We start from the raw sequence: 22,299 nt of genomic DNA on the forward strand, positions 1-22,299 counted from the left end.
GGTCACTCCTCCTGTCGTAGGTGCGCCGCGACCACCAGCTGGCCGAGGGCCAATCCGCCGTCGTTCGGGGGGACTTCGCCGTGGCGGAGCACGGCGAATCCGTCGCCGGTCAGGAGTCGCGTGCACTCCTCCTCCAGCAGCGCGTTGGCGAAGACCCCGCCGCTGAGGGCGACGGTGGCCAGGCCGGTGTCCCGGCGCGCCCGCCGGCAGACCTCCGCGACGGCCCGCGCCACACCGCGGTGGAAGCGGGCGGCGAGCACGGGGGCAGGGGTGCCCCGCCGCAGATCGGTGACCAGTGCGCTGAGCACGGGCGCCGGGTCGAGATCGTCGGCGAAGGCGTATGCCGAGGCGTCGGCGTCCCAGGCCGAAGCGGCCGCCGCCTCCAGTTCCAGGGCGGCCTGTGCCTCGTACCCCGCGCGATGGCACACGCCGACGAGCGACGACACGGCGTCGAAGAGCCGGCCCATGCTGGAGGTCGCCACACAGGCCAGGCCGCGCTCCAACTGCCGGTGGAGCAGCGTCAGTTCATCGGGTGTGCAGGCCTCGACGCAGGACAGGCCCGCGTCCCACGGCAGGCCCGCCGCCCACAGCCGGGCCAGCGCCAGGCGGCACGGATTGGCCACGCCCGCGTCGCCGCCGGGCAGCGGGGCGGGGGCCAGGTGGGCGTAGCGCCGGAAGCCGCGGTAGTCGGCGAGCAGGATCTCGCCGCCCCAGACGGTGCCGTCGTCGCCGTAGCCCGTGCCGTCGAAGGCGACGCCGATCACGGGTGCGGTGCCGTCGAGGCCGTGCCCGGCCATCGCGGAGGCGATGTGCGCGTGGTGGTGCTGGACCAGCACGGGGGCGGTCCCGGCCAGTCGGGCGGCCCACCTCGCCGAGTGGTATCCGGGGTGCCGGTCCGCGGCGACGACTCCGGGGGCGACGCCGGTCAGGCACCGCATGTGCGCCTCCGCCCGCCGGGCCGCCTCCAGACTGCTCAGGTCGCCCATGTCGCCGATGTGCGGGCCGAACCAGGCGTGGTCGCCCTCGCCGAGGCACAGGGCGTTCTTCAGATCGCCGCCCACGGCGAGCGCGGGCCGCACCGGTACCGGCAGCCGCAACGGGCGTGGCACATATCCCCGCGACCGGCGCAGCACCTGCTCGGTGCCGTCGGGGCGCACCCGCAGCAGGGAGTCGTCACAGGGCGAGGCGATGGGCCGGTCGTGGGCGAGCCACGCGTCGGCCAGCCCGGCGAGCCGGACCAGTGCCTCGTCGTCGTCCGTGACGATCGGTTCGCCGGAACGGTTGCCGCTGGTCATGACCAGCACGCGCGGTCCCGGCGGATCGCCGGGCAGGCCGAACAGCAGGGTGTGCAGGGGCGTGTACGGCAGCATGACGCCGAGGTGGGGGCTGCCGGGGCACACGCCGGGCGCGAGGCCCGCACGACCCGCCCGTCGGCGCAGCAGGACGATGGGGCGCCGGGGGCTGGTGAGGGCGGCCAGTTCGCGCGCGGAGAGCACGGCGATCCGCCGTACGGTGTCCGGGTCCGCGCACATCACCGCGAACGGCTTGCCGCCGCGTGCCTTGCGGCTGCGCAGCGTCTCGACGGCCCGCGCGTCGGTCGCGTCGCACGCCAGGTGGTAGCCGCCGAGGCCCTTGACCGCGACGATCCGCCCGGCGGCCAGCAGCGCCCGGGCCGTCACCAGGGCGTCGGCGTCCCGCGCCGGGCGGAGATCGCTGCCGGCGGCGGGCACCAAGCGCAGCCGGGGACCGCAGCCGGGGCAGGCCACGGGCTGGGCGTGGAAGCGGCGGTCGAGGGGATCGCCGTACTCCCGGGCGCAGTCGGAGCACATCGGGAAGCCGGTCATGGTGGTGACCGCCCGGTCGTACGGCATGCCCGTGGCGATGGTGAAGCGGGGCCCGCAGTGGGTGCAGGTGACGAACGGGTGCCGGTGCCGGCGGTCGGCCGGATCGGCCAGGTCCCGCAGACAGTCCGCGCAGGTCGCCGTGTCGGGCGGGAGATGGGTGCGGCCGGGGGAGTCGTCGGTGGCACGGATGGTGAAGCCGTCGTCGACGCCGGTGACGGACAGGTCCTCGCACCCGACACCGGTGACGGCGGCCAACGGGGGAGGCTCGGTCGCCAGCCGGTCGCAGAAGTCGGCGACACGGTCCGGCGGGCCCTCCACCTCGATGAGGACCCCGTTCGCCGTGTTGCTCACGAACCCCGCGAGCGACAGACCGGTGGCCAGTCGGTGCACGAAGGGGCGGAACCCCACGCCCTGCACGGTGCCGCGCACGGTGACGCGGCGGCGCACCGCCTGTGTGGCGGGCGCTGTCACGAGGCGAGGCCGGCTTCGGCGTCGTCATGGGTGTGGGTGTGCGGGCGGGGCGCCAGCGGAGGCCGGTGCGCCGGGGCCCCGTCCCGTACGGCGAGCACCCGCCCCAGAAGCGCGTCGACGCCGGCGCCGGTGCGGGCGCAGGACCGCAACACCTCCACCCCGGGATTGACCCGCTGGACATGGGTGTCGAAGGCGGTCTCGTCGAACCCGGCGGGTCCGGCCAGGTCGGTCTTGGTCAGCACCACCAGATGGGCGGACCCGAACGCCGTCGGGTACTTCAGCGGCTTGTCCTCGCCCTCCGTCACCGCCATCAGCACGATCCGCAGGCTCTCACCGAGGTCGTAGGCCGCGGGGCAGACGAGGTTGCCGACGTTCTCCACGAACAGCAGCGAGACGTCCTCGGGCAGCCAGCTCTCCACGTGCCCGCGCAACTGCCGCGCCTCCAGATGGCACAGCCCGTCCGTCAGCAGCTGCTTCACCGGGGCTCCCGAACGGGCCAGCCGGTCGGCGTCGTTCTCGGTCGCCAGGTCGGCGGTGAGCGCGGCCACCGGAAGGCCTCGTTCCACCGCCCTGGCGAGCACCCGCCCGAGCAGCTCCGTCTTGCCGCTGCCCGGGCTGGACAGCAGATTGACCACGCTCACTCCGCGCCGGGCCAGCTCGTCGCGCAGGCCCGCGGCCAGACCGTCGTTCTTCGCCAGCACGGCCTGAGTGACCTCGTCCACGGAATCGCACATGGGCGCCGCTCCTCGCGGTCGGTGGGGAAACTCGTCCGCTCCCGATCCTCGGCGCCGTCCCTCACGGTGCCCGGCAGCCCGGCGGGGACAGGGCGGGGGATTCGTCCGGGCGGCTCAACGGGGGCGTGGCCGCGGGGTCCGCCAGCAGCACCGGAACCATGGCGTGCAGGGCCGCGACGGCCCGCCCCACCGCTGCGCGTACCGTCGCGCTGACACCCGGGGCGATGTCCTCGTCGGCGGGTGCACGCAGCTCCGGCTCGCAGGCCAGGACGAGGACGCGCGGGAGCGGTTCGTCGCCCAGGTGGGCGGCGAGGGCGAGGACCTTCGCCGGGTCCATGCCGTGCGCCTCGGGCGGAGCGCCGGCCGTGGCGCGGTCGGGCAGGTCCGGCTCGATCAGCGACAGGGTGCCCGGCTCGTGTCCCCGTACGGCCGCGTCGACCAGGACGGCCGTGTCGTAGCCGTCGAGCAGCGCGTACGCCAGGTCCAGGCCGCGGATGCCGAAGTCCCGTACCCGCACCTCGGGCGGCAGCGGACGCTGCTCCAGGGCGCGGACCACCTCGGGGCCGAAGGCGTCGTCCGCGAGGAAGATGTTGCCGACGCCCGCCACGAGCAGCCGCGCACTCATCCCGCGCCCCCGCGGGCCGCCAGCGGCCGGGCGGAGCCGGTCGGGTTCTTGCGGACGAAGGCGGACCGCAGCTCGTGGTACGGGGCCTGCGGATCGAAGAAGACGGCGCGCATGCGGGCGAGTTCGCTCCGCCGGTATTCGGCGAGGGGACGCTGGAGCTCGTCCGCGTGCAGTGCCGTGGCCTTGGCGGTGATCCGGCGTGCGAGATCCGGGTCGCCGGCCACCTCGGCAGCCAGGCGCTCGACCTCCCCGGTGAACTGCTGGGAAGGAACCGGCACCAGACGATCCACCAGCCCGATCCGCTCGGCCGTCGCCGCGCTCACCGGCAAGGCCTCGCTCGTCAGCCGCTCGGCCGTCTCGGCGCCCACGCGGCGCGGCAGCGAGTACGTCCAGTACTCCGATCCGTACAGGCCCATGTTCCGGTAGTGCGGGTTGAGGACGCTGCCCGTGCGGCACCAGACCTCGTCGGCGGCCAGCGCCAGCATGACACCGCCGGCCGCCGCGTTGCCGCCGAGCGCCGCCACCACCAGCCGGTCGGTGGTGCGCAGCACGGCCTCGACCAGGTCGTTCATGGCGACGAGGTTGGTCCAGGACTCGCCCGCCGGGTCGCTCGACGCCTCGATGACGTTGAGGTGGATGCCGTTGGAGAAGAAGTCGCGGGCGCCGCCGAGCACCAGCACCGAGGTGGAGCGGGTGAGCGCGTACCGGTAGGCGGCGAGCAGCCTGCGGCAGTGGTTGGTGCTCATCGCCCCGCTCGGGAACGAGAAGTGCAGGAAGCCGATGTCGTCCCGCTGCCGGTAGCGGATGTCGGACCACGTGGTGCGGTTCGGGGGCAGTTCGAGCGGGACGGCGATCTCCGGCAGCCAGTACGGGCGGTCGTTCGAACCCGGCATGCCCGGACCGCTGCCGGGCGGAGCCGGGAAGGAGGCGAGGACCGAGGCCGCCGGGCGGCGGAAGGGAGCCGGGTCGCCGGAGTTCTTGCGGGGGCGCAGTTCCGGGATCCACACCGCGCCGTCCCGGGTGGCCCGGCACAGAGCGCCGGAACGGGTCGCGAGCAGCTCGCCCGGCTGTCCGCGCAGCCGGTCCTCGGGATGCCCGCCGTGCAGGAACACCTCCCGGCCGCAGAGTTCGTCCAGGACACCAGGCTGCGAGTCGGCTCCGCGGAGCTTGCGCAGCACCGTCGCCGTGTCGTCGTTGTCCCAGTCGATCCGCCGCTGCTCCTGACGGAAGAAGTCCCGCCACACCACACGGGTTCCGGGATCGCTCTGCGGCCGTGGCTTGAACGATCCGTCGGCGTACCGCCGAACGGCCTGCAGTACGGCGGCCGCGGCGGCGTCGGAAGCCTCGCCCCGGTACACGTCGCCCTTGCCGGCCGGCGGCACCGGGAAGGACCCGTCCGCCCAGATGTCCCCGGCGTCCATCGCCGCCTCGGCCTGGAGTACCGTCACGCCCCACTCGGACGCCTCCTCGGCGATCGCCCAGTCCAGCGACGACGGGCCCCGGTCGCCGGGCGGCCCCGGGTGTACGACCAGGCAGGTGTGCTCCTGCCACACGTCCTCCGGCAGGGCCGACTTGAGCATCGGGGCGACGATCAGTTCCGGGCGCACCTCGCGCACGGCGGCCCGGACGGCGTCGGGCCCGTGGGAGGCGAGGACGACGTCCACGCGGTGCCCGTGGTCCGACAGTTCCGCGTACACGCGCTGGGACAGGCTGTTGAACGCGCTGGCGACGAGCAAGATGTCCATGACATCGCATGGTCGCCGGTCAGGGGAGGCCCGAGAAGGACCACGGCGGCGTTTCGCCGGTCTTCCCGGGCCCCTTGCTCCATCCGGATCGCCCGCTGTCCGTTCTCGACGCCCGGGCAGGCTTCCGGTGACCCGGTGCTCCTCTGAGCGCCGTACGGGCCGGTGCGGGCCCGCTGTTCGACCGAGGATCAGGTGCCGCTGCGCGGGCTCCGACTCCGTCGTGTCCCTCAGACAGGCGTCGGCGTCGCTCAGGACAGCCTGACCTCTGGTGGGGACGAGCACGTAGTACCCGTGCCCGGCCGGTTCGCGGGCCATCTCCCGCAGCACGGGGCGGATACCGAAGCCGTCCGCGTACATCAGCACCCCTGGGTGCCACCCCGCCGTGGTCGGGGAAGGCGGCGAAGGCGTCGGCCCGGCCCGTCCGTGGTGGGAATCCGCAGCATCTGGTTCCTCACCACCCGGCCCGAGGTCGGCGCCGGACCGGTCGCGGTGACCGGCTACTGCATAAGCGGCCTCCTCGCGACGCGCACCGCCGCTGCGCACCCCGGTCACGTGGCCGCCGTGCTCGCCATCCCGTCGGCCTGCAACGCCACTGGGACCGCCTGCTCCCCCTCCTCGACCGCGCCCTGGCCGACAGCCGAGGCTCCGGTGACGGACCGAGCGCACGCCCCGCTTCTTGACGCGGCCCGTTTCACTGCGTACGCATGACTGCGCAGTCCGGCAGGACATCAGGACCCAGGGAGAGACGCATGACGCGAGGAGAAGTACGGGCCGGCGGCACCGCGCCGCGCAGCGTGGACGTGGCCCGGCTGGCCGGCGTCTCGCAGAAGACGGTGTCGAGGGTCCTCAACGGGGAGCGGTACGTCTCGGACGAGGTGCGCCGGCGGGTGCTGGAAGCGGCCGGGGAACTCGGCTACCGGCTGAACAGCGCGGCCAGGGCACTGGCCTCCGGGCGGACCCGCGCCATCGGCGTGGTCACGCTCGGGACCGCCCTCTACGGGCCCGCGTCGCTGCTGATCGGCGTCGAGCGGGCCGCGCGGGACGCGGGATACGCGTTGCGGGTGGTCAACACCGTGGAAGGCGACCCGAGGGGTGTCGTCGGCGCCGTGGAGTCTCTGCTGGAGCAGGGCGTGGACGGCATCGTGGTCTCCGAGCCCATCGACGAGGGAACGGTCTCCCTCAGCGTCGACGTGCCGGTCCTCGTCCTCGGAGCGCCGGCGATGTTCGGCGGCACCCGGACCGTCGCCACGGGCGTCGGCGCCGAACTCCTCGCGCGCACGGCCACCGAGCACCTGCTGGACCTCGGCCACAGAACGGTCCACCACGTCGCGGGCCCCGAACGGTGGTTCGCCGCCCGGGACCGCCTGGAGGGCTGGCGCAGCGCCCTCACCGCGCGAGGCGCTCAGCAGCCGGCCGTGCTCGTCGGCGACTGGTCGGCCGCGTCGGGCCACGAGGCGGGCCGCGCGCTCGCCGCCGACGATGACGTCACCGCCGTGTTCGCCGCCAACGACGACATGGCCATCGGCGTGATCCGCGCCCTCACGGAGGCCGGGCGGCGCGTACCGGACGACGTCAGCGTGGTCGGCTTCGACGACATCCCCGTCGCCGCGTACGTGACCCCACCGCTGACCACGGTGCGCCAGCCGTTCGACGCCGTGGCGCGAGAGGGACTCCGGCTCCTGGTGCAGGCCATCGAGAAGCCGGACGTGCAGCTGCCACCGGCGAACGACCCCCCGGTCGAACTCGTGGTCCGCGCCTCGACCGCGCCCGCGCCGCTCCGGTAGCCGCCGGGCGGCAGCCGCGGTCAGTCGGGGCGGCGGCCGTCTCGTCCCCGCCCTGCCCTCGCCGTACTCTGGTCCTATGGGTGCGCAAGACGGCCCTACGCTCATCACCTCGGTCCAGCGGGCCATGCGGCTGCTGGAGGCGGTGAGCGCTCACCAGAACGGCGCGCCGGCCAAGCAGCTGGCGCGTGAGACCGGGCTGCCTCTGGCCACCGCCTATCACCTGCTGCGGACCCTGGTGCACGACGGCTACGTGCGGAAGCTGGACGACGGCGGGTTCATCCTCGGCGACAAGCTGCAGAACCTCCGGACCACGGGCCGTGCGCAGGCGCTGCTCAGCCGCGTCCGGCCCACGCTCGCCGCGCTGCGGGACGAGCTCGCGACCCCCGCCTATCTCACCTTCTACGAGGAGGGTGAGATCCGGGTCGCCGAGATCGTCGACGGCCCCGGGACGCCCCGCGTCGATCTGTGGGTGGGCTTCGAGGACGCGGCACACGCGACCGCCCTGGGCAAGTCCGTGCTCAGGGAACTGGACGAGGAGGCCCGCAAGGACTATCTCTCCCGCCACCACCTCGCCGACCTCACCCCGCGGACGATCACCAGCCCGCCGGAACTGCTCCGGCGGCTGGCCACCTCACCCCTGGCCCCGGCCGTCACGGACCTGGAGGAGTACGCCCTCGGCACGGTCTGCGTCGCCGTCCCGGTCTACAGCGGGGACACACTCGGCTCCCTCGGCGTCTCACTGCCGGCGAACCGGCTCTCCCGGCTGCCGGAGATCAGCTCGCGGCTGCTTCCGACCGCGAACCGCGTGACGCGGAGCCTCTCGCTCACTATCTGAAAATCCGCTCCTTGCCGGTGCCTCAGCCCACCCCGTTTTCTGGATGAAACAGACATTTCCGAGGTGCGGCCCCAGTCCGCGCCCCGCTCACAGGTGAGGACCACGGATACCCACATGAGCCACCCGCGAGACCTTGGTGACGACCACTGGGCCGTGCGGCCGTTCAGCAACCGAGTGGCCGGTGCCGGGAACCCGGCGCGCAGACGTCTCGTCGCGCAGCTGGCCGCCGGTACGCCCGTCCTGCCGGTACTGATCGTCACCGTCATCGTGCTCGTCGACCTCGTCGGCGGAGCCGGGATGATCTGGCTGCCCCTGCTGGCGGCCGGTCCCGCCCTCGCCGCCACGACCAACGGCCCGCGCGGAGTCCTCTGGGTGGGCCTGCTCGCCATCGCGTCCGGCCTGACGCTCGGCCTCCACGACGGTATGCCGGGCGGGGAACTGGCCGCCGTGCTGTCGGGCCTGACAGCCGTCACTCTCGCGAGCGGCCTGGCCGGTGTGCTGCGGGTGCGCCGCGAGCGAGTGCTCGCGGCTGTCCGCTCCGTCGCGGAGACCGCCCAGCACGCCCTGCTCAAGCCCGTGCCGTCGACCGTCGGACCGTTCCAGGCGGCCGTCCGCTACAGCGCCGCGGCGGCCGAGGCCCGTATCGGCGGGGATCTCTACGCCCTGATACCCACGCCGCACGGGGTGCGGCTGATCGTCGGCGATGTGCGCGGCAAGGGGCTGCCCGCCGTGGGGACGGCCGCGCTGGTGCTCGGTGTCTTCCGCGAGGCCGCCCACGACGAGCCCGACCTCCTCGCGGTGGTCGACAGGATCGAGCGGAGCCTGGCGCGCAACCTCGGTCACGACGACTTCGTCACCGCCGTGGTCGCCGGATACCCGCGGGACGGGCACCTGGAGGTGGTGAACTGCGGGCACGCGCCACCGCTGCATGTGCGCTCCTGCGGGAGCGTCACGCCGGTGGAGCCCGCTCATCCGTCCCCGCCCCTCGGGCTGCGCGCCCTGGCCGGTCACGGCCCCAGCCTCCATGAGCTCCCCTTCGCCGACGGTGACCAGCTGCTGCTCTACACCGACGGGGTCACCGAAGCCCGGGACCACGGGCGGGCCTTCTATCAGCTCGCCGAAGGACTGGAGCGGCACGTCTCCCACGAGCCGTCCCGCACCCTCGGCGCGCTCCACGACGAGCTGCTGGACCATGTGGGCGGCCGGCTGCACGACGACGCGGCCCTGCTCCTGATCCGCAAGCCGGCCGCGTCCGAAACCGGCACGCCGGAGAAGATGACCGCTTCCGAGGCGCGGAGCTGCCTGTGAGGGCAGGACTACCGCTCGCCGCGCAGGTCCTTGACCCGGCGGAGCTTGCCGAGGGAGCGCTCCAGGGTCTCCGGTTCGACGATCGACACGTCGACGCTCACGCCGACTCCGTCCTTGACGCCCTTCGCGATCGTGCGGGCGGCGGCGTCGCGCAGGCCGGCGGGCGTGCCGGGGCGGGTCTCGACGCGGACGGTCATGTGGTCCATCCGTCCGCGCCGGGACAGCTCGATCTGGAAGTGCGGAGCGACGCCGGGCGTGCGCAGCACGATCTCCTCGATCTGGCTGGGGAAGACGTTCACCCCACGCAGGATGATCATGTCGTCGCAACGGCCGGTGATCTTCTCGATGCGGCGGAAGGCGGGCCGGGCCGTGCCGGGCAGCAGCCGGGTCAGGTCGCGGGTGCGGTAGCGGACGACCGGCAGGGCCTCCTTGGTGAGGGAGGTGAAGACCAGTTCGCCCTCCTCGCCGTCGGGCAGCACCTCGCCCGTGAGCGGGTCGACGACCTCGGGGTAGAAGTGGTCCTCCCACACGTGCAGGCCGTCCTTGGTCTCCACGCACTCCTGGGCCACGCCGGGGCCGATGACCTCGGACAGGCCGTATATGTCGACGGCGTGGATGTCCATCCGCTCCTCGATCTCGCGGCGCATCTCCTCCGTCCACGGCTCGGCGCCGAAAATCCCTACTTTCAGTGAGGTGGAGCGGGGATCGACGCCCTGACGCTCGAACTCGTCGAGGAGGGTGAGCATGTAGGACGGGGTGACCATGATGATCTCGGGCTGGAAGTCCTGGATGATCTGCACCTGGCGTGCGGTCATGCCTCCTGAGGCGGGGATGACGGTGCACCCGGCCCGCTCGGCCCCGTAGTGCGCTCCGAGGCCGCCGGTGAACAGGCCGTAGCCGTAGGAGATGTGCACCTTGTGCCCGGGGCGCCCGCCGGCGGCGCGGATCGAGCGGGCGACCAGGTCGGCCCACATGGACAGGTCGTTCTCCGTGTAGCCGACGACCGTGGGGCGGCCGGTGGTGCCGCTGGAGGCGTGGACGCGGCGGACCTGGTCCATGGGGACGGCGAACATGCCGAACGGGTAGGTGTCGCGCAGATCCGCCTTGGTCGTGAAGGGGAAGCGCGACAGGTCCGCCAAGGTCCGGCAGTCGTCGGGTCCGACACCGGCCTCGTCGAACTTCTTCCGGTAGGTCTCCACGTTGTCGTAGGCGTGGCGCAGGCTCCGGCGCAGCCGGTCGATCTGGAGCGCGCCCAGCTCTTCGCGCGTCAGGCGCTCGCCGTCGTCCAGCAGGCCGTGGGGGAGGGGATCGCCCCGCCGCTGCCCAGCCGCCGCCGAGGTCGTCGTGGCGGTCGTCTCGCTGGTCATCCCGACTCCTTCGACGTCGTGCTCCGGATGCTGCGGCTGCGGCCCATCATCTTGTCACCCGACCGACCATTCGGTTAGCTTCGGCGTTGCCAAGTAATCCAGCCGCCTCGGGGCCTGTCAAGAGTCGGGGTCTTACCAAGGCGCGAGGGGTCGTTCTATGATGGACCGAACGAATGGTCGGTTGGGAAGTGGGACGGATGGACACGACACACTCCAGCCCCGCGGGGGCGGGCGGCACCGAGCCGGTTCTCCAGGAGCACTTCGACGCGACGATCGCGCGGGACCAGCGGATCGAGCCGCGCGACTGGATGCCGGAGGGCTACCGCAAGACACTCGTCCGGCAGATCGCGCAGCACGCGCACTCGGAGATCATCGGCATGCAGCCGGAGGGTGAGTGGATCACGCGCGCGCCGTCGCTGCGTCGCAAGGCCATTCTGTTCGCGAAGGTCCAGGACGAGGCCGGGCACGGGCTGTATCTGTACTCGGCGGCGGAGACGCTGGGCGCCGACCGCGCGGATCTGACCGAGCGGCTGATCGAGGGCCGCCAGAAGTACTCGTCGATCTTCAACTACCCCACGCTGTCCTTCGCGGACGTGGGGGTGATCGGCTGGTTCGTGGACGGGGCGGCGATCTGCAACCAGGTGCCGCTGTGCCGGTCGTCGTACGGGCCGTACGCGCGGGCGATGGTGCGGATCTGCAAGGAGGAGTCGTTCCACCAGCGGCAGGGATACGAGCTGCTGATGACGATGATGCGCGGCACCGACGAGCAGCGGGAGATGGTGCAGGACGCGGTGGACCGCTGGTGGTGGCCGTCGCTGATGATGTTCGGCCCGCCGGACGACGCCTCGCCCAACTCGGCGCAGTCGATGGCCTGGAAGATCAAGCGGCACAGCAACGACGAGCTGCGTCAGCGGTTCGTCGACATGACCGTCCCGCAGGCCGAGAAGCTCGGCGTGACGCTGCCCGACCCGGAGCTGCGCTGGAACGAGGAGCGCGGGCGCCACGACTTCGGCACGCCCGACTGGGACGAGCTGATGCGGGTCATCAAGGGCGACGGCCCGTGCAACGCCCAGCGGATGGAGCGGCGCCGGACGGCCCACGAGGAGGGCGCCTGGGTGCGTGAGGCGGCCACCGCGCACGCGGCCAAGCAGGCCGCCCGCGCGCAGAAGGGAGCGGTGGCATGACCGACGGGAAGCAGAACTGGCCGCTGTACGAGGTGTTCGTGCGGGGCAAGCGCGGACTGAACCACGTCCACGTGGGCTCGCTGCACGCCGCCGACGACCGCATGGCGCTCACGCACGCCCGCGATCTGTACACGCGGCGCAACGAGGGCGTGAGCATCTGGGTGGTGCGCTCCGAGCACATCGCCGCCTCGACCCGCGACGAGAAGGACCCGTTCTTCGAGCCCAGCGCGGACAAGGTCTACCGGCATCCGACCTTCTACGACATCCCCGACGACGTCCCGCACATCTGAGGAGAGGGCATGAGCGACGACCACGTCTACATGACCCTCGCCGAGGGGCACGAGGACGACACCCGCTGGGCCTACGGCACCGGCTTCGAGGACCCCCTGCACGGCGTGGACACCGCTGTCCCCGAGGGCGTGGACGCCGGGGCACTGGCCGCCCTCTGCGTCACCCTGGCCGACGACGCCCTGGTCTCGGCCCAGCGGCTGGCCGAGTGGACCACCCGGGCGCCCGAGCTGGAGGAGGAGGTGGCGCTGGCCAACATCGGGCTAGATCTGCTCGGCCAGGCCCGCCTGCTGTACTCCCGCGCGGGCCAGGTCGACGGGACCGGGCGCGGCGAGGACGCGTACGCCTACTTCCGCGACGCCGGCGAGTTCCGCAACGTACGCCTGGCCGAACTCCCGGGCGGCGACTTCGCGTTCTCGGTCGTGCGGCTGCTGATGTTCGCGAGCTGGCGCCTCGCGCACTTCGAGCGGCTCACCGCCCACCGTGACCCGGTGCTCGCGGCGATCGCCGCCAAGGGCGTGAAGGAACTGGCCTACCACCGGCAGTACGCGGCCGAGTGGGTGGTGCGGCTGGGCGACGGCACGGAGGAGTCCCACCGCCGGACGCGCAGGGCGTTGGAGCAGGTGGCGCCCTACCTGGGCGAGCTGTTCACGGCGTTCGACGTACGGGACGAGGTCGTCGCGGTCCTGCGCCAGGTCACCGAGGCGGCCGGGCTGCCCATGCCCGTCTACCGGCCGCTGCCAGGCTCGGGCCGCGCCGGCGAGCACACCGGGCACCTCGCCCCGCTGCTGGCCGAGTTGCAGGGCGTGGCCCGCGCCCACCCGGAGGCGACATGGTGACGACGGCCCTGGACGCGCGACGGGCCCGGCGCATCGCCGAGCAGGTGCCCGACCCCGAACTGCCCATGCTCACGCTGGCCGACCTCGGGGTGCTGCGCGAGGTGTCCCTGACCGAGGACGGGACGGTGGTCGCGAGCCTGACCCCGACCTACTCGGGCTGCCCGGCCATGGCCGAGATGCGCGCCGGCGTGGCCGCCCGGCTCAAGGACGCCGGCTACCCGCGCGTGGCGATCCGCACCGTCCTCGACCCGCCGTGGACCAGCGACTGGATCACGCCGGACGGCCGTCGCAAGCTCGCCGAGCACGGCATCGCCCCGCCCGGGGCCGCGCCCGCGCGCGCCGCCGGAGCGGTCCCGCTCGTGCTGTCGCCGACCCGCCGCTCGGTGCCCTGCCCCCGCTGCGGCAGCGCGGACACCGAAGAGACCTCCCGCTTCGCCGCCACGTCCTGCAAGGCGCTGTGGCGCTGCCTCGCCTGCCGCGAGCCGTTCGAGTACGTCAAGGAGATCTGATGGAGGACCTGATGCAGCCGGCCCCCGCCCCGGGGCCGCGCGCGCGAGCCCGCCGACGTCCGGTCTTCCACCCCCTGCGGGTCGCCGCCGTGCAGCCGCTGTGCGAGGACGCGGTGGCCGTCAGTTTCGACATCCCGGCCGAGCTGGCCGAGGAGTTCGCCTTCGCGCCCGGTCAGTCGCTCACCCTGCGGCGCGAGGTCGACGGCCGGGACGAGCGCCGCTCCTACTCGATCTGCTCACCCGCCGGCACGGCACCGCGCATCGGTGTCCGGGTCGTACCCGGCGGGCTGTTCTCCTCGTGGCTGGTGCACGAGGTACGTCCCGGCGACACCGTCGAGGTGATGGCCCCCACCGGCGCCTTCACACCCGACCTCACCACCCCCGGCCACCACGTCCTGATCGCGGCCGGTTCCGGCATCACGCCCATGGTCTCCATCGCCGAGTCCGTCCTGGCCGCCGACTCCCGCTCGACCGTCACTCTCCTCTACGGCAACCGCCGCACCGGCACGGTGATGTTCGCCGACGACCTGGCCGACCTGAAGGACCTCTACCCGACGCGCTTCCAGCTCGCCCACGTCCTCTCCCGTGAGCCCCGCGAGGCCGAGGTGCTCTCCGGCCGTCTCGACGCCGAGCGGCTGTCGGCACTCGTCGACGCGCTGGTCGACGTGGAGTCCGCCGACCACTGGTGGCTGTGCGGCCCGCACGGCATGGTCCGTGCCGCCCAAGAGGTGCTGGCCGGCCTCGGCGTCCCCGGCGACCGCGTCCACCAGGAGCTGTTCTACGCCGACGACGAACCCGTACGCGAGGTCCACCACGCCGAGGCAGGCCCCTCCGGACCGGTCAGCCAGGTCACCGTCACTCTCGACGGCCGCTCCACCACCTCCGCCCTGCCCCGCGAACGGACCATCCTCGAAGGCGCCCAGCAGACCCGCCCCGACCTGCCGTTCGCCTGCAAGGGCGGGGTCTGCGGCACCTGCCGCGCCCTGGTCACCGACGGCAAGGCCGACATGCGCCGCAACTTCGCCCTCGAACCGGCGGAGGTCGACGCGGGCTACGTCCTCACCTGCCAGTCGTTCCCGGTCTCCGACGCGCTGACGGTGGACTTCGACACCTGAGCCTGGGTCACGCTCACTCGGCGCGCAGCACGCGCAACGCCGTGAGCGCCACGTGGAGTTCGGTGCGCCGTTCACCGGATTCGAGGTCGGTGTCGAGGAGGCGTTCGATGGTGCGCAGACGCTGGTACATGGTCTCCCTGGACAGGCCGCCGCGGCGGGCCGCGGTGGTCTTGTTGCCGGCGGCGTCGAGGTAGTGGCCCAGCGTCGTCAGCAGGTCGGTGCCGTGCCGGGTGTCGTGGTCGATGAGCCGGCCGAGCCGCCGTTCGGTGTAGTCCTGGACGCGGGTGTCCTCGCGCAGGGCGTACAGCAGGCGGCGCAGGTCGATGTCCGGCAGCTCGTGGAAGGAGCGGTCCGGGGGAAGGGGCTGGCCGGGCGGGGTGGCCTCTATGACGCGGGCCGCCTCCCGGAAGGAACGGGGGATGTCGGCGAGGTCCGCCACCTCCGAGCCGGCACTCACGAGCGCCTGCGGGGACAGCCCCAGCGCGGCGCGGCTCAGGCGCTCGGCCACCGGACGCCAGGGCTGGGCGGCGCGCAGGGCCGGCAGGACACCGAGGCGGCCGGGGAAGAGCTCCCCGACGAGGGCCGGGATCCCCGCCGACCTGAGCTCCCGGTGCAGTCGGGACTCCGGTTCGGTGCCCGACGCACCAGGGCCCAGGTCGACGAGGAGCGCCACGTATCGGCTGTCCTCGGTGGGCAGGCCCAGTGCGGCGCAGCGGGCACGGGCGTCCGCGGGGGAGTGGTGGCGCTGTTCCGCCAGTTCGCGCAGGGCGTTGCGGTGGGCCGTGTGTTCCCACGGAGTGGCGTGGATGAGGCGGGCGACGGTCAGCGCCATCGCCGTCCTCTCCAGGACGGTGACGTGCTCCGCCCCGAAGGCCGGCCCGTCGTCGGCAGCCCGGAGCATGGCCAGACGGCCCCAGCGTTCGCCCTGGTAGGAGACCGGCGCGGTGAGCCAGCCCTCCGGGCCGCCCACCTGTGTGTGGTCGCCGGGCTCGGTGGCCCGGGAGCGCTGTTCCCAGCCGGTGAGCGCCTCCTGCACCGTGCTCCCCGACGGCTCGCAGATCAGCGCCTGGTGCGCCAGGTTCTCCAGGACGACCGTGCGGCCGCTCATCTCCGCCGCCGCGCGCACCACGTCCTCCGGCCCCGCGCCGCGCAGCGTCAGCCCGGTGAACGCCTCGTGGATCCGCTGGGTCCGGCGCATCGCCTCGGCCTGGTTTCCGAGGATGAGCGCGTGGACGACCTGGGTGACCTCCAGGAAGTTGACGTCCCGGGCGAGAGTGACCAGCGGGAGGCCCCGGGCGCGGCAGGCCTGGACAAGGGCGTCGGGCGGACGGTGGTAGCGCCGTACCAGCTCGATGACCAGGGCGGCCGCTCCCACCTCGGTCAGTTCGTCGACGTACCGGCGGACCCCCGCGGCGTCCTCGGGCAGCGGCATGCCCGTCGTCAGGACCAGCTCCCCGCCCTTGAGGAAGGACGCCGGATCCGTCAGCTCGGTGATGTGCACCCAGCGCACCGGCCGGTCCAGAGACGCCAGCCCGGTGACGACCTGGGGCTGTCCGGCGGCCAGGACGGGCAGGGCCAGCACGTCGGCGACGGTCGGCGCGCGACCGGCCGGGGCCTTCGGGTCGTTCTCGTTCACGGTGACTCCCTGCTCGCCCGGTCACTCTGACAAGCGGCACTGACCTGCGCAAGAGCTGTCCACGGCAGGGGCGGGCGGGACCCGAGGGGTCCGGAGGTTGACACAACGTCCGAACAACGCGTTCCGGCTGGACAGATCACGCGTTGTCGCCCCTCGCGGTGGCTTGGATGCTCGGTTACCGGAACTGAGCCAAGCATCCACACCTCGACGTACGGCCGGGAGACATCATGACCGCACTGTCACCGCACCTTCGCCAGGCCACGCCCGTGGTGGCGGCCCGGGGCGAGGGCGTCCACCTCTATGGTGAGGACGGCCGCCGCTACCTCGACTTCACCGCCGGCATCGGCGTCACCAGCACCGGGCACTGTCACCCCAAGGTCGTGGCGGCGGCGCAGGAGCAGGTGGGCACGCTGATCCACGGCCAGTACACCACCGTCATGCACGAGCCGCTGCGCCGCCTCGTCGACAAGCTGGGCGAAGTCCTGCCGGCCGGCCTCGACAGCCTGTTCTTCACCAACTCCGGCAGCGAGGCCGTCGAGGCGGCACTGCGGCTGGCCCGCCAGGCCACCGGCCGGCCCAACGTCATCGTCTGCCACGGCGGTTTCCACGGCCGTACCGTCGCCGCCGCCTCCATGACCACCTCCGGCATCCGCTTCCGGTCCGGCTTCTCCCCGCTGATGAGCGGTGTGGTCGTCACCCCGTTCCCAACGCCCTTCCGGTACGGCTGGGACGAGGAGACCGCCACGCGCTTCGCCCTCAAGGAGCTCGACTACACCCTCCAGACGATCTCGTCGCCCGCCGACACGGCCGCGATCATCGTCGAGCCGGTGCTCGGTGAGGGCGGCTACGTGCCCGCGAACCGCGCCTTCATCGAGGGGCTGCGCGAGCGGGCGGACCGGCACGGCTTCCTGCTGATCTTCGACGAGGTGCAGACCGGCGTCGGCCGCACCGGACGCTTCTGGGGACACGACCACTTCGGCGTCACCCCGGACATCCTCGTCACCGCCAAGGGCCTGGCCAGCGGCTTCCCGCTCTCCGGCATCGCCGCCTCCGAGGAGCTGATGGCCAAGGCGTGGCCCGGCTCGCAGGGCGGCACGTACGGCGCCAACGCCGTCGCCTGCGCCGCGGCCTGCGCGACCCTCGACGTCGTCCGCGACGAGAAGCTCGTCGAGAACGCCGAGGCGATGGGCGAGCGGCTGCGCCACGGCCTGGAGGCGGTGGCCGACCGGACCCCGGGCATCGGCGACGTCCGCGGCCTCGGCCTCATGCTCGCCACCGAGTTCGTCACCGAGGACGGCAGCCCCGACCCGGAGACCGCCGCCCGCGTGCAGCGCGCCGCCATCGACGAGGGCCTGCTCCTGCTGCTGTGCGGCGCCTGGAACCAGGTGGTCCGCATGATCCCGGCGCTCGTCATCGACGAGGCGGGCGTGGACGAGGGTCTCCAGGCCTGGGCGAACGCCGTCGAGGCCGGCACCGCGGGAGCGGCGGACCGATGACCACCGCCACCCGCGACCTGGCGGGTCTGACGGCCCGGATCGCCGAGATCGCGCCCGGTCTGCGGGTGGAGACCGGCCCGGGAGCGACGGGCCCCTACGCCTACGACGCCTCCAACTACCGCGTGCTGCCGAGAGCCGTGGCCTTCCCGCGCACCGCCGACGACGTGGTCGCGGTGCTGCGGGCCTGCCGTGAGGCGGGCGTCCCGGTCACCGCCCGGGGCGGCGGCACCAGCATGGCCGGCAACGCGGTCGGGCTGGGAGTCGTCCTGGACTTCTCCCGGTACATGAACCGGATCCTGGACATCGACGAGGAGGCGCGCACCGCGCGGGTCGAGGCCGGTGTCGTCCTCGACGCGCTGCGCGGCGCGACCGCCCCGCACGGGCTCGACTTCGGGCCGGATCCGTCCTCGCACAGCCGCTGCACCCTCGGCGGCATGATCGGCAACGACGCGTGCGGCAACCGGTCGGTGCGCGACGGGCGCACCAGCGGCCACGTCGAGGCCCTGGAGATCGTGACAGCCGACGGCGTGCGGGCCGTCGCCGACCACTCCGGGCTGCGTGCCGCAGAGCCGGGCGACGCGGAGGCCGTACGGCGCGTCGCCCGGCTCGAATCCGACCTCAGGCGGCTGGTCGAGGACAACCTGGCGCTGATCCGCACCGAGCTGGGCCGGATCCCGCGTCAGGTCTCCGGCTTCCAGCTGCAGCACCTGCTGCCCGAGAACGGCTTCGACATGGCCCGCGCGCTCGTGGGCACCGAAGGCACCTGTGCGGTCGTCACCGCCGCGACGGTCCGCCTGGTGGCGACCGCACAGGCATCCACACTGCTGACGCTCGGCTACGAGGACGTGGTCGAGGCGGCCGAGGACGTGCCGGAGATCCTGCGCTGGTCGCCCAGTGCGGTGGAGGGCATGGACGAGGCGATCGTCGCCACCATGCGTGCCCGCCGCGGCCCGGACTCCGTCACCGGCCTGCCCGAGGGGCGGGCCTGGCTGTACGTCGAACTCGAAGGCGACGACCAGGACGCGGTGAACGCCCGCGCCGCAGAGCTCCTCGACGCTCTCAAGGCCCGGGGGCGGATGACCGGCGGCCGGGTCGTGGAGAGCCCGGCCGAGCGGCGTTCGCTGTGGCGGGTGCGCGAGGACGGGGCGGGGCTGGCCGCCCGGCTCGTGGACGGCGGCGAGTCCTGGCCCGGCTGGGAGGACGCGGCCGTCGCCCCGGAGAACCTGGCCGCCTACCTGCGCGACTTCCGCAAGCTGCTGACCGCGCACCAGCTGACGGGCGTGCTGTACGGGCACTTCGGCGCGGGATGCGTCCACGTGCGCATCGACTTCGACCCGGCGACCGAGGCCGGCCGGACGGTCATGCGGCGCTTCGTCACCGAGGCGGCCGCACTGGTCGTCGGGCACGGCGGCACGCTGTCGGGAGAGCACGGCGACGGACGCGCCCGCAGCGAACTGCTGGAGGTCATGTACAGCCACCGCATGATCGCCGCGTTCGCCGCGTTCAAGAAGACCTTCGACCCCGACGGGCTGCTCAACCCCGGCGTGATCGTCGACCCGGCTCCCTTGGACGCCGACCTCGCGCTGCGGGAACTCCCGCTGCTGGACACGACCTTCGGCTTCCCCCACGACGAGGACGGTTTCGGGGGCGCCGTGCGCCGCTGCGTCGGTGTCGGTCGTTGCCGCAGTGACGCGGGCGGGGTGATGTGCCCGAGCTACCGGGCCACGGGCGAGGAGAACGACTCCACCCGCGGCCGGGCCCGCATGCTCCAGGAGATGGTCCGCGGTGAGGCCGTGCGGGACGGCTGGCGCTCGACCGAGGTCAAGGACGCCCTCGATCTGTGTCTGTCGTGCAAGGCCTGCTCCAGTGACTGTCCGGTCGGCGTCGACATGGCCACGTACAAGGCGGAGTTCCTCCACCAGCACTACAAGGGCCGCCTGCGCCCCCGTTCCCACTACTCGCTCGGCTGGCTGCCCAGGACCTCCGCCCTGGCCGGTTACGCCGCCCGGCCGGTCAACGCACTGCTGCGCGGGCCGGTCGGCCAGCTCCTCGCCCGTCTCGGCGGCGTCACGACCAAGCGGAGGATCCCTGCCTTCGCCTCCCGCCGCGCCCTGCGCAAGATCCTGCGCGCGGCCGGAACCGCAGAGCCGGCGAAGGCCGTGCTCTTCGTCGACAGCTTCACCCGCGCCTTCCGTCCCGAAGTCGCGGGAGCCGCGAGCCGGGTGCTGGCCGACGCCGGTATCCCCTGCGCGCCGCAGGAGGGACTGTGCTGTGGACTGACCTGGGTCAGCACCGGACAGCTGAACGTCGCCCGCAAGATCATGGCCCGCACGGTCGCCGCGCTCGACGACGGTGACGACCGGCCGATCATCGTGGCCGAGCCGAGCTGTGCGGCAGCGTTGAAACGGGACGTCCCCGAACTGCTCGGCACCGAGGCCGCCCAGCGCGTGGCGAGCCGTGTCCAGACCTTCACCGGGGCCCTCACCGATCTCGCCGATCGGGACTGGAGCCCGCCGCCGCTGCCCGAGAACGTCGTCCTGCAGACCCACTGCCACGAGTACGCCACCTTCAAGGGCCGCCGCCCCGCCGACCTGCTGCGCCGGCTCGGCGTACGCGGCGTCGACGAGGCCGAGGGCTGCTGCGGACTCGCAGGGAACTTCGGCTTCGAGGCAGAGCACTACGAAACCTCGATGGCCGTCGCCGACCTCGCCCTCAAACCCCGCATCGACCAGCTCGACGGACGCACCGTCGTCGCCGACGGCTTCAGCTGCGCCACCCAGATCGACCACCTCGCCGACGGCCGGGACGTCCGCGCCCTGCACCTCGCTGAACTCCTCGACCCCGCCGCCGATCAAACAGGAGAGACATCATGACCGACGTACTGCACCAGTTGTTCATCGGCGGTGCCTGGGTGGACGCGGCGGACGGCGCCACCATGCCCGTCGACGACCCCGCGACCGGCGAGATCCTCTGCCACGTCGCCGACGCCGGTCTCAAGGACGCCAAACTCGCTGAGGAAGCGGCCGTTCAGGCCCAGCAGGACTGGGCACGCACCGCGCCCCGCGCCCGCAGCGAAATCCTGCGCCGCGCCTACGAGCTCATCCTCGAGCGCACGGACGAACTCGCCCACCTGATGACGTCCGAGATGGGCAAGCCGCTCGCCGAGGCCAGGGGAGAGGTGGCGTACGCCGCCGAGTTCTTCCGCTGGTTCTCCGAGGAAGCCGTCCGCATCGACGGCGGCTGCGGCACCCTGCCCGACGGGCGCAACCGCATGCTGCTCTCCCGGCGCCCGGTCGGGCCCTGCCTGCTGATCACGCCGTGGAACTTCCCGCTGGCCATGGGCACCCGCAAGATCGGCCCGGCCATCGCGGCGGGCTGCACGATGATCCTCAAGCCGGCCCCGCAGACCCCGCTCTCCAGCCTCGCCCTGGCCGGGATCCTCAAGGAGGCCGGGCTGCCGGACGGTGTGCTGAACGTCGTCACCACCTCCCGCGCCGGCGAGGTCTGCGAACCCCTCCTGCGCGGCGGCCGGATCCGCAAGCTGTCCTTCACCGGCTCCACGGGCGTGGGCCGCATCCTGCTCGCCCAGTGCGCCGACACCGTCGTACGGACGTCGATGGAGCTGGGCGGCAACGCCCCGTTCATCGTCTTCGACGACGCCGACCTGGACGTGGCCGTGGACGGCGCGATGGTCGCCAAGATGCGCAACATGGGCGAGGCGTGCACCGCCGCGAACCGCTTCTTCGTGCACCGGTCGGTGGCCGACGAGTTCGCCCGGCGGCTCGCCGAGCGGATGGGTGCGCTCGTGGTGGGCCCCGGTACGCGCCACGGAGTCGATGTCGGCCCGCTGATCGACAGGAACGGACGCGGCAAGGTCGAGGAACTCGTCGCCGACGCGGTGGAGCGCGGCGCCCGGGTCCTCGTCGGCGGCCGGACGCCCGAAGGGCCGGGCTGCTTCTACCCGCCGACCGTGCTCACCGATGTATCCCCCGAGAGCCGCCTGATGGACACGGAGATCTTCGGCCCCGTCGCGGCGATCCTCACCTTCGACGACGAGGACGAGGTCCTGCGCCGCGCCAATGACACGCCCTGGGGTCTGGTCGGTTACGTCTTCACCCAGGGTCTGGACCGCGGGCTGCGTGTCAGCGAGGGTCTGGAGGTGGGCATGGTGGGCCTGAACACCGGCCTCGTCTCCAATCCGGCCGCGCCGTTCGGCGGGGTCAAGCAGTCGGGCCTCGGCCGCGAGGGCGGCCGGGTCGGGATCGAGGAGTTCCTGGAGTACCAGTACGTCGCAGTGCCTGTGCGATGACCGCGTTCCTGCCCTGAGACCCGCCCCATCGCGCATCGCGCGGACAGCCCCCGCGTGCGATCCCCCCGGCCGCACGCGGGTCACCCCGTGCCCGGCCTCCCCCTCCCCCCGGCCGGGCACGGGGCATGCGGCCGACACGCCCGGCGCGAGGATCTGTGCACGGTGATCCGAACGTGAGAAAGGGCCGTCCCCCACGCTGGCGCGTGAGGG

General features: G+C 73.0%; 16 protein-coding genes and 3 pseudogenes. 12 read left to right on the forward strand and 7 right to left on the reverse strand.

The window, feature by feature from the left end:
• Positions 1-2: 2 nt before the first annotated feature.
• The 5 genes and pseudogenes from hypF to ACH4G3_RS17225 form a co-directional block, all read right to left on the reverse strand.
• A complete protein-coding gene (hypF, locus tag ACH4G3_RS17205) occupies positions 3-2,315 on the reverse strand; it encodes a carbamoyltransferase HypF (protein ID WP_397625247.1) in 2,313 nt (770 codons plus the stop codon).
• Positions 2,312-3,049 carry a hydrogenase nickel incorporation protein HypB gene (gene hypB, locus ACH4G3_RS17210; protein WP_397625248.1) on the reverse strand — a complete coding sequence of 246 codons (738 nt, stop codon included), beginning with the start codon at positions 3,047-3,049 and terminating at the stop codon, positions 2,312-2,314. Before hypB ends, hypF begins: the two co-directional genes overlap by 4 nt.
• A 41-nt stretch (positions 3,050-3,090) precedes the next feature.
• Positions 3,091-3,674, reverse strand: a pseudogene (locus tag ACH4G3_RS17215) (hydrogenase maturation protease); the annotation flags it as partial.
• Complete coding sequence (locus tag ACH4G3_RS17220) at positions 3,671-5,419, reverse strand: enoyl-CoA hydratase-related protein (RefSeq protein ID WP_397625508.1); 1,749 nt, start codon at positions 5,417-5,419, stop codon at positions 3,671-3,673. The pseudogene ACH4G3_RS17215 and the gene ACH4G3_RS17220, both read right to left, overlap by 4 nt.
• A 270-nt stretch (positions 5,420-5,689) precedes the next feature.
• A pseudogene (locus ACH4G3_RS17225) lies at positions 5,690-5,862 on the reverse strand (dienelactone hydrolase family protein); the annotation flags it as partial.
• 4 nt (positions 5,863-5,866) lie between these two features.
• Here ACH4G3_RS17225 and ACH4G3_RS17230 point away from each other — a divergent pair.
• From ACH4G3_RS17230 to ACH4G3_RS17245, 4 genes and pseudogenes are all read left to right on the forward strand, one after another.
• Positions 5,867-6,016, forward strand: a pseudogene (locus ACH4G3_RS17230) (dienelactone hydrolase family protein); the annotation flags it as partial.
• 152 nt (positions 6,017-6,168) lie between these two features.
• Complete coding sequence (locus ACH4G3_RS17235) at positions 6,169-7,203, forward strand: LacI family DNA-binding transcriptional regulator (protein WP_397625249.1); 1,035 nt, start codon at positions 6,169-6,171, stop codon at positions 7,201-7,203.
• Between the two features lie 76 nt (positions 7,204-7,279).
• Positions 7,280-8,038, forward strand: a complete 759-nt coding sequence (locus tag ACH4G3_RS17240; RefSeq protein WP_397625250.1) for an IclR family transcriptional regulator — start codon at positions 7,280-7,282, stop codon at positions 8,036-8,038.
• Between the two features lie 114 nt (positions 8,039-8,152).
• Positions 8,153-9,346 carry a PP2C family protein-serine/threonine phosphatase gene (locus ACH4G3_RS17245; RefSeq protein ID WP_397625251.1) on the forward strand — a complete coding sequence of 398 codons (1,194 nt, stop codon included), beginning with the start codon at positions 8,153-8,155 and terminating at the stop codon, positions 9,344-9,346.
• 8 nt (positions 9,347-9,354) lie between these two features.
• On the opposite strand, the gene paaK is transcribed toward ACH4G3_RS17245, so the two are convergent.
• Positions 9,355-10,713: a phenylacetate--CoA ligase PaaK gene (gene paaK, locus ACH4G3_RS17250; protein WP_397625252.1), complete on the reverse strand. Its 1,359-nt coding sequence runs from the start codon at positions 10,711-10,713 to the stop codon at positions 9,355-9,357.
• Between the two features lie 197 nt (positions 10,714-10,910).
• Between paaK and paaA the strand changes: the two genes are divergently transcribed.
• From paaA to paaE, 5 genes are read left to right on the forward strand one after another with little or no spacing between them, the layout of a single operon-like run.
• Positions 10,911-11,897 carry a 1,2-phenylacetyl-CoA epoxidase subunit PaaA gene (gene paaA, locus ACH4G3_RS17255; protein ID WP_397625253.1) on the forward strand — a complete coding sequence of 329 codons (987 nt, stop codon included), beginning with the start codon at positions 10,911-10,913 and terminating at the stop codon, positions 11,895-11,897.
• Entirely contained in the window at positions 11,894-12,187 is a 294-nt protein-coding gene (paaB, locus tag ACH4G3_RS17260; RefSeq protein WP_020274713.1) for a 1,2-phenylacetyl-CoA epoxidase subunit PaaB, read from the forward strand. The genes paaA and paaB overlap by 4 nt, the downstream gene beginning before the upstream one ends.
• 9 nt (positions 12,188-12,196) lie before the next feature.
• Entirely contained in the window at positions 12,197-13,024 is an 828-nt protein-coding gene (gene paaC / locus ACH4G3_RS17265; protein WP_397625254.1) for a 1,2-phenylacetyl-CoA epoxidase subunit PaaC, read from the forward strand.
• Positions 13,018-13,533, forward strand: coding sequence for a 1,2-phenylacetyl-CoA epoxidase subunit PaaD (gene paaD, locus ACH4G3_RS17270; protein ID WP_397625255.1), 516 nt, complete (start codon positions 13,018-13,020; stop codon positions 13,531-13,533). The genes paaC and paaD overlap by 7 nt, the downstream gene beginning before the upstream one ends.
• Positions 13,534-13,544: 11 nt before the next feature.
• Positions 13,545-14,648 carry a 1,2-phenylacetyl-CoA epoxidase subunit PaaE gene (gene paaE, locus ACH4G3_RS17275; protein ID WP_397625509.1) on the forward strand — a complete coding sequence of 368 codons (1,104 nt, stop codon included), beginning with the start codon at positions 13,545-13,547 and terminating at the stop codon, positions 14,646-14,648.
• A 13-nt stretch (positions 14,649-14,661) separates the two neighbouring features.
• Here the strand turns inward: paaE and ACH4G3_RS17280 are convergent, their stop codons facing one another.
• Complete coding sequence (locus ACH4G3_RS17280; RefSeq protein WP_397625256.1) at positions 14,662-16,284, reverse strand: PucR family transcriptional regulator; 1,623 nt, start codon at positions 16,282-16,284, stop codon at positions 14,662-14,664.
• A 227-nt stretch (positions 16,285-16,511) separates the two neighbouring features.
• Here ACH4G3_RS17280 and ACH4G3_RS17285 point away from each other — a divergent pair, with 227 nt between their 5' ends.
• From ACH4G3_RS17285 to ACH4G3_RS17295, 3 genes are read left to right on the forward strand one after another with little or no spacing between them, the layout of a single operon-like run.
• Positions 16,512-17,780: an aspartate aminotransferase family protein gene (locus ACH4G3_RS17285; protein WP_397625257.1), complete on the forward strand. Its 1,269-nt coding sequence runs from the start codon at positions 16,512-16,514 to the stop codon at positions 17,778-17,780.
• The gene (locus tag ACH4G3_RS17290; RefSeq protein WP_397625258.1) at positions 17,777-20,653 is read left to right on the forward strand and encodes an FAD-binding and (Fe-S)-binding domain-containing protein; all 2,877 of its coding nucleotides are present in this window, start codon (positions 17,777-17,779) and stop codon (positions 20,651-20,653) included. The genes ACH4G3_RS17285 and ACH4G3_RS17290 overlap by 4 nt, the downstream gene beginning before the upstream one ends.
• Positions 20,650-22,089 carry an NAD-dependent succinate-semialdehyde dehydrogenase gene (locus ACH4G3_RS17295; RefSeq protein ID WP_397625259.1) on the forward strand — a complete coding sequence of 480 codons (1,440 nt, stop codon included), beginning with the start codon at positions 20,650-20,652 and terminating at the stop codon, positions 22,087-22,089. The genes ACH4G3_RS17290 and ACH4G3_RS17295 overlap by 4 nt, the downstream gene beginning before the upstream one ends.
• Positions 22,090-22,299 lie beyond the last annotated feature (210 nt).

Origin of the sequence: Streptomyces afghaniensis (assembly GCF_044327915.1) — a bacterium.
GTDB lineage: Bacteria > Actinomycetota > Actinomycetes > Streptomycetales > Streptomycetaceae > Streptomyces > Streptomyces afghaniensis.